The sequence below is a fragment of the Lentilactobacillus sunkii DSM 19904 genome (genome assembly GCF_001435575.1).
GTDB lineage: Bacteria > Bacillota > Bacilli > Lactobacillales > Lactobacillaceae > Lentilactobacillus > Lentilactobacillus sunkii.
The window spans coordinates 43,268-57,237 of record NZ_AZEA01000014.1 but is presented as its reverse complement, the minus strand read 5'-3'; the positions used below and the strand labels follow the sequence as shown (position 1 = coordinate 57,237).

The 13,970-nt window shown below is 40.9% G+C and carries 15 protein-coding genes; 14 read left to right on the top strand and 1 reads right to left on the bottom strand.

What is annotated here, in order from left to right:
- The first annotated feature begins 102 nt into the window (after nucleotides 1-102).
- The 5 genes from FD17_RS08785 to FD17_RS08765 all read left to right on the top strand — a co-directional run bounded on the left by FD17_RS08785 (nucleotide 103) and on the right by FD17_RS08765 (nucleotide 5,206).
- Nucleotides 103-978 (top strand): YitT family protein, encoded by an 876-nt coding sequence (locus FD17_RS08785; RefSeq protein WP_057825698.1) that lies wholly within the window; start codon nucleotides 103-105, stop codon nucleotides 976-978.
- Between the two features lie 101 nt (nucleotides 979-1,079).
- A complete protein-coding gene (locus FD17_RS08780; protein ID WP_057825696.1) occupies nucleotides 1,080-2,231 on the top strand; it encodes a CDP-glycerol glycerophosphotransferase family protein in 1,152 nt (383 codons plus the stop codon).
- A gap of 13 nt (nucleotides 2,232-2,244) precedes the next feature.
- Nucleotides 2,245-3,054, top strand: coding sequence for an ABC transporter permease (locus FD17_RS08775; RefSeq protein ID WP_057825694.1), 810 nt, complete (start codon nucleotides 2,245-2,247; stop codon nucleotides 3,052-3,054).
- Between the two features lie 17 nt (nucleotides 3,055-3,071).
- Nucleotides 3,072-4,289: a CDP-glycerol glycerophosphotransferase family protein gene (locus tag FD17_RS08770; protein WP_057825692.1), complete on the top strand. Its 1,218-nt coding sequence runs from the start codon at nucleotides 3,072-3,074 to the stop codon at nucleotides 4,287-4,289.
- Nucleotides 4,286-5,206 (top strand): deoxyribonuclease IV, encoded by a 921-nt coding sequence (locus tag FD17_RS08765; protein ID WP_082617184.1) that lies wholly within the window; start codon nucleotides 4,286-4,288, stop codon nucleotides 5,204-5,206. The genes FD17_RS08770 and FD17_RS08765 overlap by 4 nt, the downstream gene beginning before the upstream one ends.
- 10 nt (nucleotides 5,207-5,216) lie before the next feature.
- Here FD17_RS08765 and FD17_RS08760 read toward each other — a convergent pair whose 3' ends face one another.
- Nucleotides 5,217-6,038 (bottom strand): pyruvate, water dikinase regulatory protein, encoded by an 822-nt coding sequence (locus FD17_RS08760; RefSeq protein ID WP_057825690.1) that lies wholly within the window; start codon nucleotides 6,036-6,038, stop codon nucleotides 5,217-5,219.
- 177 nt (nucleotides 6,039-6,215) lie between these two features.
- On the opposite strand from FD17_RS08760, the gene rpsU reads away from it, so the two are divergent.
- The 9 genes from rpsU to glyS all read left to right on the top strand — a co-directional run bounded on the left by rpsU (nucleotide 6,216) and on the right by glyS (nucleotide 13,889).
- The gene (rpsU, locus tag FD17_RS08755) at nucleotides 6,216-6,407 is read left to right on the top strand and encodes a 30S ribosomal protein S21 (protein WP_003553874.1); all 192 of its coding nucleotides are present in this window, start codon (nucleotides 6,216-6,218) and stop codon (nucleotides 6,405-6,407) included.
- Between the two features lie 94 nt (nucleotides 6,408-6,501).
- Nucleotides 6,502-6,951, top strand: a complete 450-nt coding sequence (locus FD17_RS08750; RefSeq protein WP_057825688.1) for a GatB/YqeY domain-containing protein — start codon at nucleotides 6,502-6,504, stop codon at nucleotides 6,949-6,951.
- 71 nt (nucleotides 6,952-7,022) lie between these two features.
- Nucleotides 7,023-7,988 carry a PhoH family protein gene (locus FD17_RS08745; RefSeq protein WP_057825686.1) on the top strand — a complete coding sequence of 322 codons (966 nt, stop codon included), beginning with the start codon at nucleotides 7,023-7,025 and terminating at the stop codon, nucleotides 7,986-7,988.
- Between the two features lie 28 nt (nucleotides 7,989-8,016).
- Nucleotides 8,017-8,505 carry an rRNA maturation RNase YbeY gene (gene ybeY, locus FD17_RS08740; protein ID WP_057825684.1) on the top strand — a complete coding sequence of 163 codons (489 nt, stop codon included), beginning with the start codon at nucleotides 8,017-8,019 and terminating at the stop codon, nucleotides 8,503-8,505.
- Nucleotides 8,483-8,890: a diacylglycerol kinase family protein gene (locus FD17_RS08735; RefSeq protein ID WP_057825682.1), complete on the top strand. Its 408-nt coding sequence runs from the start codon at nucleotides 8,483-8,485 to the stop codon at nucleotides 8,888-8,890. Before ybeY ends, FD17_RS08735 begins: the two co-directional genes overlap by 23 nt.
- Before the next feature lie 12 nt (nucleotides 8,891-8,902).
- Nucleotides 8,903-9,805 carry a GTPase Era gene (era, locus tag FD17_RS08730; protein WP_057825680.1) on the top strand — a complete coding sequence of 301 codons (903 nt, stop codon included), beginning with the start codon at nucleotides 8,903-8,905 and terminating at the stop codon, nucleotides 9,803-9,805.
- 12 nt (nucleotides 9,806-9,817) lie between these two features.
- Entirely contained in the window at nucleotides 9,818-10,579 is a 762-nt protein-coding gene (gene recO, locus FD17_RS08725; protein WP_057825678.1) for a DNA repair protein RecO, read from the top strand.
- Between the two features lie 299 nt (nucleotides 10,580-10,878).
- Nucleotides 10,879-11,808, top strand: a complete 930-nt coding sequence (gene glyQ, locus FD17_RS08720; protein ID WP_057825677.1) for a glycine--tRNA ligase subunit alpha — start codon at nucleotides 10,879-10,881, stop codon at nucleotides 11,806-11,808.
- Nucleotides 11,808-13,889 (top strand): glycine--tRNA ligase subunit beta, encoded by a 2,082-nt coding sequence (gene glyS, locus FD17_RS08715; protein WP_057825675.1) that lies wholly within the window; start codon nucleotides 11,808-11,810, stop codon nucleotides 13,887-13,889. The genes glyQ and glyS overlap by 1 nt, the downstream gene beginning before the upstream one ends.
- Nucleotides 13,890-13,970: the final 81 nt, after the last annotated feature.

Below are 13,970 nucleotides of genomic sequence, written 5' to 3'. Positions count from 1 at the left end.
GTTAACTGGGACTTTTGTCCCAGCCCCTTTTAGTGTTATTTTTGTCAGATACGTTTATCATTAAGCATGACGTTCAAAAAGTTTTCGAAGGGGATTTATTATATGGATGATGTTTCCAAATTAATGCGTCGGCATACTTACGTAACCAAAATTTCAACCTCATTTATTTATGCAATTTTAGTATCGATTGCGGTTAATTTTTTCTGGACACCGGGCCATATCTATTCTTCAGGAATTACCGGTTTCGCCCAGTTGCTTAATACGATTAGTACCCGGGCGTTTCCGTTTACGATTTCCACTGGACTCGCGTTGTTCCTTTTGAATTTGCCATTATTTGTGCTGTCTTGGCGCGCCATTGGTCATGAATTTACGATCTTTACGATTATTACCGTCTTTCTTTCGAGCTTTATGATTCAATTGTTAAAGCCGATTCCATTGACCCATGATCCGATCATCTGTGCCATTTTTGGTGGTGCAGTCAATGGATTTGGAACCGGACTGGCACTTCGAAATGGGATTTCAACTGGTGGCTTGGATATTTTAGGAATTGTTATCCGGCATCGAACTGGTAATTCCATTGGAACAATTAATATTGCCTTCAATTCTCTGATCATCATTTCGGCTGCAATTATGTATGGATGGCCGTATGCCTTTTACTCAGTATTGAGTTTGATTGTTAATGCCCGGATCATGGATATGACGTATACCAGACAGCAACGGATGCAGGTGATGATTATTACTAATCGGCCCAATACCGTGATTGACAGCGTTCAAAATCATCTGCGTCGAGGAATTACGATTGTTCATAATGCTGAAGGGGCTTACCGGCACGATGCCAAAACAATTTTATTCACTGTTATTTCAAGGTATGAAATGGGCGAACTTGAGGAAGCGTTGTTGGAATCTGATCCAAATGCGTTTGCCAGTATTGCCGATTCCGTCAAAATTCTGGGGAGATTTTATGAGCCGAAACCTTAAGGCCCATTTCTAAAGATTTCCTAAGAAACAAGTTCTCCAGAGGGTTTATGTTATAATATTTTTTGTGTGTGACCACAATATACTGAAATATGGTGAAGATTTTGAAAGTTGTTTATTTATGGCTGATCAGATTATTCTCAATAATGAATATCTGGCGACCAAAGAATAAGGTCGTTTATGTAATGAGCTTTGATGATAATGTTGATTTCATCAAGCAGCTTGCACAGCGATTACCACATAAATATGTTTTGTACGTGCTTTACAAATCTAACACGGAGGCGGCTGCAACTGATTTAGCAGCCTTTGGAATCACTACGCGCCCATTTAGTGACGGACTGAAATTTGTTTTTGAAGATATTTCGGTATTAATGTCTGCCAAGCTCATTATTTGCGATAACTACTATGCCTTTTTGGGTGGGTTGGTAAAGCTTCCAACGACTAAGATTGTTCAGATTTGGCATGCGGACGGCGCCATCAAGAAGTTCGGCTGGGAAGATCCAACGACTGCAATGAGAAGCAACTCTGATAAACACCGATTTCAGAAGGTTTATGATCACTTTGACGAATATATTGTCGGCTCAAAAGCGATGGGTCAAGTGTTCGTCAACAGTTATCACGAAAAGTTTGATAAGATCAAACTGTTGGGGTATCCGCGTTCCGATCAGTATCTTGATCCGGAATGGCAGAAGAAAGCCAGAGAACGGATTTTTCGTTCAGCACCCGAATTAAGAAATCACAGAGTTATTTTGTATGCCCCAACTTATCGGGAACATCAGAACTTTAAGCTGCCAAAAGGACTGGGCAGTGCTTTGGCGGCTGATCCAAATGCATTGGTTGTTATCAAGCTGCACCCGGTTCTTCGAGATCGCGAAGTTCCAATGAGACGAATTGGCAATCCCAAAATCAAGTTTTATCATGAACTTGAAACCAGCGACTTATTAGCTGTCGCCGATACTTTGGTTACCGATTATTCCTCGGTTGCCTTTGATTTCAGTCTATTACCCAATGCAAAATCGATGATATTTTTTATGTTTGATTTGGACAATTATCAAAAAGATCCTGGCGTCCAAGATGATTTTCTCGACTGGCTACCGGTAGAGCCGGTTTATAAAGTCGAGCAGCTCAAAGATCAGATTTCGGCATCACCAGTGGTCAACTTTGATCAGTTTAACGAACACTGGAATACCTATAATGATGGTCACGCCACCAAGCGCGTCATCGATCGCTACGTTAAATTCTTAGAGTCTAATTAAGGAGTGCCTCAAATTGAAAGAAATCAGTACTTTAATAAAAGAACAATTTCAAAATATCGGCATTATTTTTCGAATTTCAAAGTATGAAGATAAAGCTGAGTACCAAAGTCATTACTTGGGCTTGATTTGGGAATATTTGTATCCGTTGATTCAGATCGGTATTTATTGGCTGGTATTTGGTATCGGCTTAAAACATGGGAATTCCACCCATGGGATTGATTACCTGGTTTGGATGGTTATCGGGATTACGCCTTGGTTCTTCATGAACCGGGCAACGCTTGATGCTTCGAAGAGTATCTATCAGCGAGTTGGAATGGTTTCGAAAATGAAGTTTCCAGTGAGTGTCCTGCCAACAATTAAAATTGTCAGTAACTTGAGTGCTTTTTGGACCATGTTGGTCTTTTCAATTATCATTGGTTTTCTTTATGGTGTGACACCTTCCATTTATTGGATTCAATGGATTTACTATTTCATTTGTATGATTGCCTGGTTGATTGCTTTTGGAATTTTCAACTCAACAATCTCGGTTTTGGTTCGAGATTATCGAATTTTACTCCAGTCATTGATGCGGATGCTGTTTTATATGTCCGGCGTTCTGTTTAACTTCCAGACCGATGCTTTTCCTGCACCATTTGTTCATATCTTACAACTCAATCCATTCTTCTACGTTGTCTCCGGTTTCCGTGATGGTATGTTGGGGACGGCCTGGTTCTGGCAGAAACCGACTTTGACGATCATCTTTTGGGGAATGATTCTCTTCTTCCTTCTCGTCGGTTCTCATTTACATTACAAATTCCGATCAAGATTTGTTGACTTAATCTAGTTTTGAGGGTGAATTTTTTGAAGCATTCAATGATTCAATTAATTAAATTAATAGCCCGCATGATACTCATCGTGATGAACGATGGGTTTATTTGTATGCCGGTGAAAAAGGGCAGTGTCGTATTTGAAAGTTTTAACGGCAAGGACGTCAGTGATAATCCACTTGCTATATACAAACAACTGTTAAAAGATGACCCGACCGCCACCAAACGCTGTTATTTTAGTGTCAAACCAAGTGAGTATCGAAAGCTTTCATCAACCTATCCTGATATTCACTTTATTAGGCGTTTTACACCGGGGTGGGTCAAGTACATCGCCCGCGCGGATTTTTGGGTGATGAATTCCAGAATGCCCAAGTGGTGGAAGAAAAACTCCCAGACAACGTTTATCCAGACCTGGCATGGAACGCCACTTAAAAAGCTGGGCGTGGATATTGATAACGTTGAGATCCCTGGCAGTTCAACGGCAGAATACCATCAAGAATTTATTGATGAAGCGGCACGGTGGGATTATCTGATCGCCCCTAATCAATATTCTCATGATATTTTTAAGTCTGCCTTTAAGTATTCTGGCCATTTTCTGGATATCGGCTACCCCAGAAACGATGTTTTATATTCAGGTAACAATGCCGATTCTATCGCCAAAATCAAGCAGAACCTATTTGGCTTTCAGCCAAAGCAGGTTGTGATGTATGCGCCAACTTGGCGGGATGATGATTTTTCAGAGAAAGGGAAATATAAATTCACTTTACCTTTTGATTTGGCTGAGTTTTTTGACAAAGTTTCTGCAGAGACACTATTGGTCATCAGACCGCACTACTTGGTTAAAGACAGCATCGACATTACCGGCTTCGAAGACCGGGTAAAAATTTTGGCGGATGTTGACATCAATCAGTTATACTTGATTACAGATTTACTGATTACGGATTATTCTTCGGTGATGTTTGATTATGCCAATCTTAAGCGACCAATGCTTTTTTATCCTTATGACTTGGCCCATTATCGTGATCAGCTCAGAGGGTTTTACTTTGATTACAACCAGGACAATCTGCCGGGCCCAATGGCTCTCCATGAAGCCGATTTTTATCAAATTTTAAAGCAATACGCTGTTGAAGGAAACTTTACCAATTACATAGCCAATCTCAACGCTTTTAACGAAAAGTTCTGTTCTTGGGAAAGTGGTGAAGCATCCGAAAAAGTTAGTCAATTGATTCTAAAGGGAGGAAAAACACAATGAGTGATGACACATTCTTAATTGGCTCACACGTCAGCATGAATGGTAAGGACATGTTTCTGGGTTCAGCCAAGGAAGCAGCATCCTTTGGCGAAAATGTATTTATGGTATACACAGGAGCACCCCAAAATACCGTCAGAAAGCCGATAGAGAAGTTAAATGCTGACGCCGGCAAGCAGTTTATGGCGGATAATGGACTCAAAGAAGTGGTTGTTCATGCGCCCTATATTATTAATCTTGGGAATACGTTAAAACCACAAAACTTTGCTTTTGGAGTTACCTTTCTCCAACAGGAGATTAAGCGGGCCGAAGCCATTGGCGCTAAGGAAATTGTGTTGCATCCCGGAGCTCATGTCGGTGCCGGTGCTCAAAAAGCGATTGATCAAATTGCCAAAGGCCTTAATGAAGTGATTACCAAAGATCAGCATGCTCAGATTGCCTTGGAAACAATGGCTGGAAAGGGTACTGAAGTGGGTGTGACGTTTGAGCAGCTGGCTGAAATTATAGATAAGGTTCACGACAATGATAAGTTGGCCGTGACTTTTGATACTTGTCATACAAGTGACGCCGGTTACGACATTAAGAATGACTTTGATGGCGTTTTAAACGAATTTGACCACGTCATCGGTTTGGATCGCCTCAAAGTGATTCATCTAAACGATTCAAAAAATGAACAGGGAAGCCACAAAGATCGCCATCAAATCATTGGATTAGGGACAATTGGCTTTGATGCGCTTAACTATGTTGCCCATCATGACCAACTAAAAAGCGTTCCCAAAATAATGGAAACGCCGATTTTAAAAAATCCCGATAATAAAAATATTAAGTGGAACCCACATGGTTATGAAGTTGCGATGCTCAAAAAACAGGAATTCAACCCAAATATTATTGAAGATATGAAAGCCGGCAAGCCATATTAGGGTGTTTCGGTTAATCTTCAAATTCGGTCGTATTCAAATTTAAACTTTCCAGGATAATGGTTGCTGTCTCTTCGATCGATTTGTTAGCCACATTGATGGTTAAACAGCCGATTTTTCGATACAGCTTTTTTGCGTACTCTAATTCAGTTTTGATGTGTTTTGGATCTGAATAAGGCGTGTCTGCATTTAGTCCGTATGAGATCATTCGCTGTTTACGAATTTTGCTGAGTTTCTCCGGGGTATTCAAAAGACCAAACATTTTGTCCTTGTCAATATCCTCAACTTCCTCGGGAAGCTGTAAATCCGGTCCAATCGGCAGGTTGGCAACCCGTTGGTTTTGGTTAGCTAAATATAGCGATAACGGTGTCTTGGAGGTTCTGGAGACTCCAAGCAACACAATGTCGGCTTCTAGAAGACCTTTTGGATTCTTCCCATCGTCATTTTCCACGGCAAATTCGATGGCTGAAATCCGCTCAAAGTAGTTCTGGTTTAAATCATGGATGAGACCGGGAACATGAGCAGGCTGTTCGCCTGTCAATTTACTGAGCATTCTCATGGGCGATTGGACACAGTCGAAGTCAGAAAGGCCGTTTTCTTTACAAAAGTCTTGAACCATTTTACTCAAATCAGTGTTGACCAATGTGTGGAAGATCATTGCCTGCTTGTTCAGGGCGATCTTCAAGATTCCCCGTAAAATCGAGTCGGTCTGGATAAACGGAAACCGACGAATCTCGGCTTTGACGTCTGGAAATTGTGACAGAGCAGTTTGGGCAATTGTCTGTGCCGTTGCACCGCTTGAGTCGGATATAATAAAAATGTTTTGAGTTTGCATGGTAAATAACCCCTAAAATTATATTTGTTAATTAAATATTAACATGCATCATCAATTTTATCTTAAATCATTGACGATGTATCGATTAATATGTATAATTTACTTCGAACCGTTTTAGAAAGCACTTTTAGTGTTGATTAAACAGTTACATTTAAGCTCGGAGGGAGGGAATTTCATATGGCAAAGACAGTCGTTCGTAAAAACGAGTCTCTTGATGATGCTCTTCGACGCTTCAAACGTACAGTTTCTAAAAGCGGTACATTACAGGAATATCGTAAACGAGAGTTTTATGAAAAACCAAGTGTTAAGCGTAAGTTAAAGTCTGAAGCAGCACGTAAGCGGAACAATAAAAAGAAACGTCGTTTTTAATAAATGATGGTAAAGAGGTCGGAGCTAATGTTTATTAGTCTCTGATCTTTTTTAATGTTAAAATTTAAGTATTAACTGAAAAGAGGTTACTTTGATGAGTGTATATGATAAATTGCTTTCTGACATGAAGGATGCCATGAAGGCCCGTGATAAAGTCCGACTTGGTGTTATTCGTGGTATTAAGGCACAAGTTATGAATGCCAAAGTAGCAGATGGAAACCATGATTTAACCGAAGCTCAAATTCAAGATATCATTATGAAAGAGATTAAGCAGCAAAAAGAATCTCTTGAAGAGTTTCAAAAAGCCGACCGTCAAGATTTGGTGAAGGATCAAGAAGCCAAACTAAAGATTGCCGAAGAATATGCACCAAAACAAATGTCTGAAGACGAAGTCGAAAAAGTTGTTACTGACACCATTTCTCAGGTTGGTGCAGAATCAATGGCCGATTTTGGTAAAGTCATGGGTGCAATTATGCCTAAGGTTAAAGGTAAGGCAGACGGTAGTATTATTAACAAACTCGTTAAGAAACAACTTCAAAGTTAGATTTCCTTTAGGAAGCCACAGCTTTGTGGTAGTATCTGAATAAATATGACAATGAAAAGGAGCTCACTTACTTGGCTGATACTCAACAAGTTACAAGAGAGTTTATTGTATCTGACCCTAATGAATTATTGCAGATTGTCGGTACTCAAGACGAGTACATTACAATCATTGAAGAGGGAATGGATGTCTCCATTAACGTCTTTGGCAATTCATTACGAATCACTGGTCAGGATGAAGCCGTCACCACGACAGTCCATATTTTGGAGAATATTCTCTCTTTAATCCAGAAGGGCATAAATATTAACAGCAGCGATTTTATTAGCGCGATGAATATGGCTCAAAATGGCACGCTGGAGTACTTTAAAGACCTTTACAATGAAGTACTCATAAAAGATGCAAAAGGCAAGGCAGTCCGTGTTAAGACCTTTGGTCAGCGGCAGTATATTCAGGCAATCAAGCACCATGATGTTGCCTTTGGAATCGGTCCTGCCGGTACTGGTAAGACTTATTTGGCTGTCGTCATGGCAATTGCTGCTCTCAAGAAGGGAACCGTTGACAAAATTGTTTTGACAAGACCTGCCGTTGAAGCTGGAGAAAGCTTGGGCTTTTTGCCTGGTGATCTTAAAGAAAAGGTTGACCCGTATTTGCGCCCAATTTATGATGCACTTCATGCCATTCTCGGTGCCGAGCATACAGAACGCCTGATGGATCGCGGCACAATTGAAATTGCGCCATTGGCATACATGCGTGGGCGGACTTTGGACAATGCGTTTGTTATTTTGGATGAAGCCCAGAACACGACCAATATGCAAATGAAAATGTTCCTAACCCGTCTCGGATTTGGATCGAAAATGATTGTGAATGGAGACATCTCACAAATTGATTTACCGAAGCATTCAGCCAGCGGGTTGGTAACGGCTCAAAAGATTTTAAAGAACATTGATCAAATTGAGTTTGTCACTTTTACTGCAAAAGATGTTGTTCGACATCCGGTGGTTGCCAAAATCATCACTGCTTACGAAAAAAGCGGCAATTAATTTACAAAAGACTTGAGGAATTAACTTAATGGATTTAGAAATTTACGATAAAACTGAAAAAGGTGTCCCCGAAAAAGATCAGAAGCTAATCCGTGATGTGTTGGACTTTGCCGGCTCCTATATTCATTTGGCAGACAACACGGAAATGTCGGTGACACTGGTCAATAACGATGAGATTCATCAAATTAATAAGAAATATCGGGGCGTTGACCGTGCTACTGATGTGATCAGCTTTGCAATTGAAGATGACAATGATGATGCCGATGACTTTCCGATTGTGATGGACGAGGAATTAAAAGAAGCGATTCCTGAAAACGTTGGCGATATTTTTGTGTCGGTTGACAAAGTTGCTGAACAAGCTGATTATCTCGGTCATTCATTTGAACGAGAGCTTGGCTTTCTTTGCGTTCACGGATTCCTTCACCTCAATGGTTATGATCATATGAAGAAAGCTGATGCGGATGTTATGTTTCCGCTTCAAAAAGAGATTTTAAATGCCTATGGACTCAAAAGATAAGCAAAAACAACAATTGGATAAGAATAAGACGTTTTTCCAGTCGGTAGGCCACGCCCTTGATGGCATTAAGCGGCTTTTGTTGGAGGAGCGGAACTTTCGGATTGATTTGGTTGTGGCAATTATTGTTTTAACGTTTGCCATCATCATGAGAATCAGCATCAATGAATGGCTGTGGCTGTTCGCTGCTTTTTTCTCAGTTATCGGCTCAGAGGTGTTGAATACCGTTGTTGAAAACGTTGTTGACTTAATTGTCGGTCACCATTTTGATTCACTTGCCAAACGGGCAAAAGATGTTGCTGCCGGTGGTGTTTTGTTGTCGGCACTTTTTGCTGTAATCATTGGCATGCTGATTTTTGTTCCCAGATTTATCACATTATTAAAATAAGAGGGGTAAAAAATGGATAATCCAGATTTTCATTCAGGCTTTATTGCCATCGTCGGCCGACCAAACGTTGGGAAGTCAACATTTTTAAATCGAGTAATCGGTCAAAAAATTGCTATCATGAGTGACAAACCGCAAACAACCAGAAATAAGATTCAGGGTGTTTACACAACTAAAGATGCGCAAATTGTTTTCATCGATACACCTGGTATTCATAAACCCCAAAATAAGTTGGGCGATTTTATGATGGAATCGGCATTGTCGGCATTAAAAGAAGTTGATGCTGTCTTGTTCATGGTTAACGCAACCGAACATCGTGGTGCCGGTGACAATTTCATCATTGACCAGCTTAAGAACGTTGATAAGCCCATTTACTTGTTAATTAATAAGATTGACGAGATTTCGCCTGATGATATTATGCCGATTATTGATCAGTACAAAAATGCCTTGGAATTCAAGGACGTTTATCCAATTTCAGCTCTACAGGGGAACAATGTGCCTGAACTGATTGATACTTTAATCAAGGAATTACCGAATGGACCGCAGTATTATCCTGCAGATGAGGTAACCGATCATCCTGAGCGGTTTGTAATTTCTGAATTAATTCGTGAAAAGGTCTTGGAATTGACGAGACAGGAAATTCCACATTCAACTGCCGTGGTGATCGAGAGTATCAAGACTGAAGAAAGTCTGTTGAGAATCCGCGCCACTATCATTGTTGAACGTGACGGTCAAAAAGGGATTGTGATTGGTAAGGGTGGCTCAATGTTGAAAAAGATTGGGACCCTTGCCAGAAAAGACATTGAAAATATGATGGGCAATAAAGTATTCTTGGAGCTTTGGGTTAAAGTTGAGCCACATTGGCGAGATAAAGCAAACTTGCTCAATTCATACGGTTACCGTAAAGATAATTATTAGAGGTGAACGACTTTGTCAAAAGGTCAGCGAACTGATTTTAACGGCATTTTGCTGTATACAAAAGCCTATCGGGAACATGACCTGCTGATAAAGTTTCTGACAAAGGAATTTGGCAAAAAAATGTTCCTGGTCAGAGGCGCAAAACGACCAAAATTCAAGATGCGAGCTGCTGTTTTGCCATTTACCTATGGTTTGTATAGTGGTGACATCAAAGATGATGGTTTGTCTTATATTATGACTGATAAGCATCTTGATCACTTTCAAAACATCAGTGAAGATATCACCAAGAACGCTTATGCCACATACATTATGTCGTTGATTGACATGGCGTATCCTGATGGCGAACCAATTCCGACTTGGTACGATAAGCTGTTGACAGGACTGCATTTGATTGATGAAGGGTTTGATGAGCAGATCATCACCAATATTTTTGAAGTGCAGCTGCTCAACGCATATGGTGTGGCGCCGGATTGGGTAGATTGTGTGATCTGTCACCGGACGGATCTGCCCTTTGACTATTCGGAAGCCTATGGCGGTTTGCTTTGTCGGAACCACTGGGATAAAGATCCTTATCGGATGCATTTGGATGCGCGGACAATTTATTATCTGCGTTTGTTTTCCGTGGTGGATTTATCGAAGCTGACCCACATCAAGGTCGGCGATCAGACCAAGAAGGCACTTCGTGAAGTCCTCGATCAAATTTATTCACGGAGCGTCGGGGTTGTGCCCAAGAGCAAGCACTTCATCGATCAGTTGGGGAAATTCAAGCTGTAATTGCATAACAGCGTTGACAATTATTTTAATGTCAACTATGATTATTTTTGAAATAAATAATTCAACGATGATAAAAGAGATTGTTTAACGGATTTTTTAAACGAGGTCGGGATAGTGTGAGCCGGTCAAAATCGATTAAACAAATGGCACTTTTCGAGTTGAACAATTAAGTGCTGGTAGTAATACCAGAAGTAGGGTGGAACCGCGATTTCATCGTCCCTATGTTGAGTGGCTTAGTCTATAAGTCGTTGAACATAGGGACTTTTTTCATGCTTTTTACTATTTAGGAGGAAATTTTTATGACTGAAAAGTTATCACTTCAAGAAATTATCCTGCGGCTGCAGAAATACTGGGCAGCTCAGGGATGTATGTTAATGCAGGCTTATGATACTGAGAAGGGTGCCGGCACAATGAGCCCCTATACTTTCTTAAGAGCGATCGGACCTGAACCTTGGAATGCTGCATACGTTGAGCCTTCGCGACGTCCGGCTGATGGCCGATATGGTGAAAATCCCAACCGGTTGTACCAACATCACCAGTTCCAAGTGATCATGAAACCTTCACCTGAAAATATTCAAGATTTATATTTAAACAGTTTAAAAGAACTTGGAATTAATCCTTTGGAACACGATATCCGATTTGTTGAAGATAACTGGGAAAACCCATCAATGGGTTGTGCCGGTGTTGGTTGGGAAGTATGGCTGGACGGAATGGAAATTACCCAGTTCACTTACTTCCAAATCGTCGGTGGTCTTGAAATGGATCCCGTTGCATCTGAAATTACCTATGGGTTGGAACGCTTGTCTTCATATGTTCAAGATGTCAACTCTGTCTTTGATCTTAATTGGTCAGACGATGTGAAGTACGGCGACATCTTTAAAGAACCTGAATATGAACATTCAAAATATAGTTTTGAAGTTTCTGATCAGGAAATGCTTTTGAACTTGTTTAACGATTATGAACGTGAAGCTAAACGTCTTTTAGCTCAAGATTTGGTTCATCCAGCCTATGATTACATCCTTAAATGCAGTCACACTTTCAACTTGTTGGATGCAAGAGGGGCGGTTTCAGTTACTGAACGTGCCGGTTACCTGTCCAGAATCCGGAATTTAGCCCGTTCGGTTGCCAAAGAATTTGTGGAAGCCCGGAAGCGATTAGGATTCCCATTAATCAAAGACGAAAAGAAACGCCAAGAATTATTAAAGGACGACAAGGAGGAGAAGAAATAATGGCTAACAATTTTCTATTAGAGATCGGTTTGGAAGAAATTCCTGCTCACGTTGTAACGCCAAGTATCAACCAACTTAAAAAGCGGGCAAGCGATTTCTTGAAAGATCAGCGAATTTCATTTGCCAATATTAAAACCTTCAGTACTCCACGTCGTTTAGCTTTATACATCACCGGCTTAGCCGATAAACAGCCTGATATTGACAAGTCTGTAAAGGGGCCTGCCAAGAAAATTGCCAAAGATTCAGACGGCAACTGGACCAAAGCTGCAATTGGATTCTCTCGTGGCCAGGGAGCCACTCCGGACGACATCACATTCAAAGATGTTAAGGGGACCGAATATGTTTTTGTTGAAAAGCACATTGCTGGAAAGCCACTCAAAGAAATCTTGACTGGCATGAAGGACGTTATTACGGCAATGACTTTCCCAACCATGATGAAATGGGGAACCTACTCATTTGAATACGTTCGGCCAATCAAGTGGTTGGTGGCCTTACTGAATGATCAAGTCATTCCATTCAAGATCCTGGATGTTGAAACTGACAGAATTACTTCTGGACACCGATTCCTGGGTAAAGACATTGAATTAACCAACGCTGACGAATATGAAGAAAAATTAACCGAACAATTTGTCATTGCTGATGCCGCCAAGCGAAAAGAATTAATCTCAAAGCAGATTAACAAGATTGCCGCCGACAATAATTGGAAGATTAATTTAGACCCGGGCCTGCTTGAAGAGGTCAATAATCTGGTTGAATGGCCAACCGCATTTTATGGCAACTTTGATGAAAAGTATCTGACTATCCCAGACGAAGTATTGATCACTTCCATGAAAGACCATCAACGATTTTTCTATGTTACGGATCAAGAAGGAAAATTGCTGCCTCACTTCATCTCCGTTCGTAACGGGAATGATTACGACATCCAAAACGTTGTAGCTGGGAACGAAAAAGTTTTGACTGCCCGCCTTGATGACGCAATGTTCTTCTATCAAGAAGATCAGAAGAAATCGATTGCCGATTATGTAGAACGCTTAAAGAAAGTTAGCTTCCACGATAAGATCTCAACGATGTATGAAAAGATGCAGCGGGTTCAGGTGATGGCCGGTTATCTTGGCAAGCTTGCCGGATTATCCGAACAACAGCTTAAAGATCTGGATCGAGCTGCTTCAATTTACAAATTTGATTTGGTAACTGGGATGGTCGGTGAATTTGCTGAGCTCCAAGGCGTGATGGGGAACAAATATGCCTTGCTTAAAGGCGAAGACCAGGCAGTTGCCACAGCAATATCTGAACATTATATGCCGATTTCTGCTAATGGTGAGCTGCCAAAGACTGACGTTGGCTCAATTTTAGCGATTGCCGACAAGCTTGACAGTATCCTGACATTCTTTGCCGCCGGTATGATTCCAAGTGGTTCCAACGATCCATACGCATTGCGTCGTCAAGCTACCGGGATTGTTCGAATTGTTGCCGAAAGACAACTCAATTTTGATCTGGACGACACCCTCGATAAGCTGATTGACTTGGAAGACCAGGCAAAGGTTGCGCCAAAGCTTGATATGAAGAGTCAGGTCTCAGCGGTCAGTGCCTTCACAAAAGACCGGATCAAACAATATTTGGACGATCTTGGGGTTCGATATGATATTGCCGACGCAGTCACTTCAGGATCACACACCAATATTTTGTTCAACATCGCCAGTGCCAAGACATTACAGGATCATAAGGACGATACCGATTTTAAGGACATCATCGAATCCTTGACCCGTGTGCAACGTATTTCAAAGAAGGGTTCATTCAAGGATGATGATCTGCGTGTCGACGCATCGCTGTTTGAAAATGATTCTGAAAAAGCCTTGTATGATGCCGTATCATCTGCTTCAAAAGATTACACCAGTCAAAGTGCCGAGACTGATTTTGATCGATTGTCACAATTAAAGGACGCCATCAATGACTACTTCGATGCAACAATGGTGATGGCTAAAGACGATCAATTGAAGAATAATCATTTGCGTCAATTGACGATCATTGCCAACATGATTATGTATCTTGGTGATCTGGATAAGCTGGTTGTCAAAGGGTAATTGTTCAAGTGTCAATGTTTGTGCAAACTCGACTTTTATGCTATTATTTAAATACGTATCGCCAGTAAAACAAGTCGCACT

Bases quoted from the DNA above. Each gene is read 5' to 3' on its own strand.
- FD17_RS08785 (WP_057825698.1), top strand. From the start codon at position 103: ATGGATGATGTTTCCAAATTAATGCGTCGGCATACTTACGTAACCAAA.
- FD17_RS08765 (WP_082617184.1), top strand. From the start codon at position 4,286: ATGAGTGATGACACATTCTTAATTGGCTCACACGTCAGCATGAATGGT.
- FD17_RS08760 (WP_057825690.1), bottom strand. From the start codon at position 6,038: ATGCAAACTCAAAACATTTTTATTATATCCGACTCAAGCGGTGCAACG.
- rpsU (WP_003553874.1), top strand. From the start codon at position 6,216: ATGGCAAAGACAGTCGTTCGTAAAAACGAGTCTCTTGATGATGCTCTT.
- FD17_RS08750 (WP_057825688.1), top strand. From the start codon at position 6,502: ATGAGTGTATATGATAAATTGCTTTCTGACATGAAGGATGCCATGAAG.
- ybeY (WP_057825684.1), top strand. From the start codon at position 8,017: ATGGATTTAGAAATTTACGATAAAACTGAAAAAGGTGTCCCCGAAAAA.
- FD17_RS08735 (WP_057825682.1), top strand. From the start codon at position 8,483: ATGCCTATGGACTCAAAAGATAAGCAAAAACAACAATTGGATAAGAAT.
- era (WP_057825680.1), top strand. From the start codon at position 8,903: ATGGATAATCCAGATTTTCATTCAGGCTTTATTGCCATCGTCGGCCGA.
- glyQ (WP_057825677.1), top strand. From the start codon at position 10,879: ATGACTGAAAAGTTATCACTTCAAGAAATTATCCTGCGGCTGCAGAAA.
- glyS (WP_057825675.1), top strand. From the start codon at position 11,808: ATGGCTAACAATTTTCTATTAGAGATCGGTTTGGAAGAAATTCCTGCT.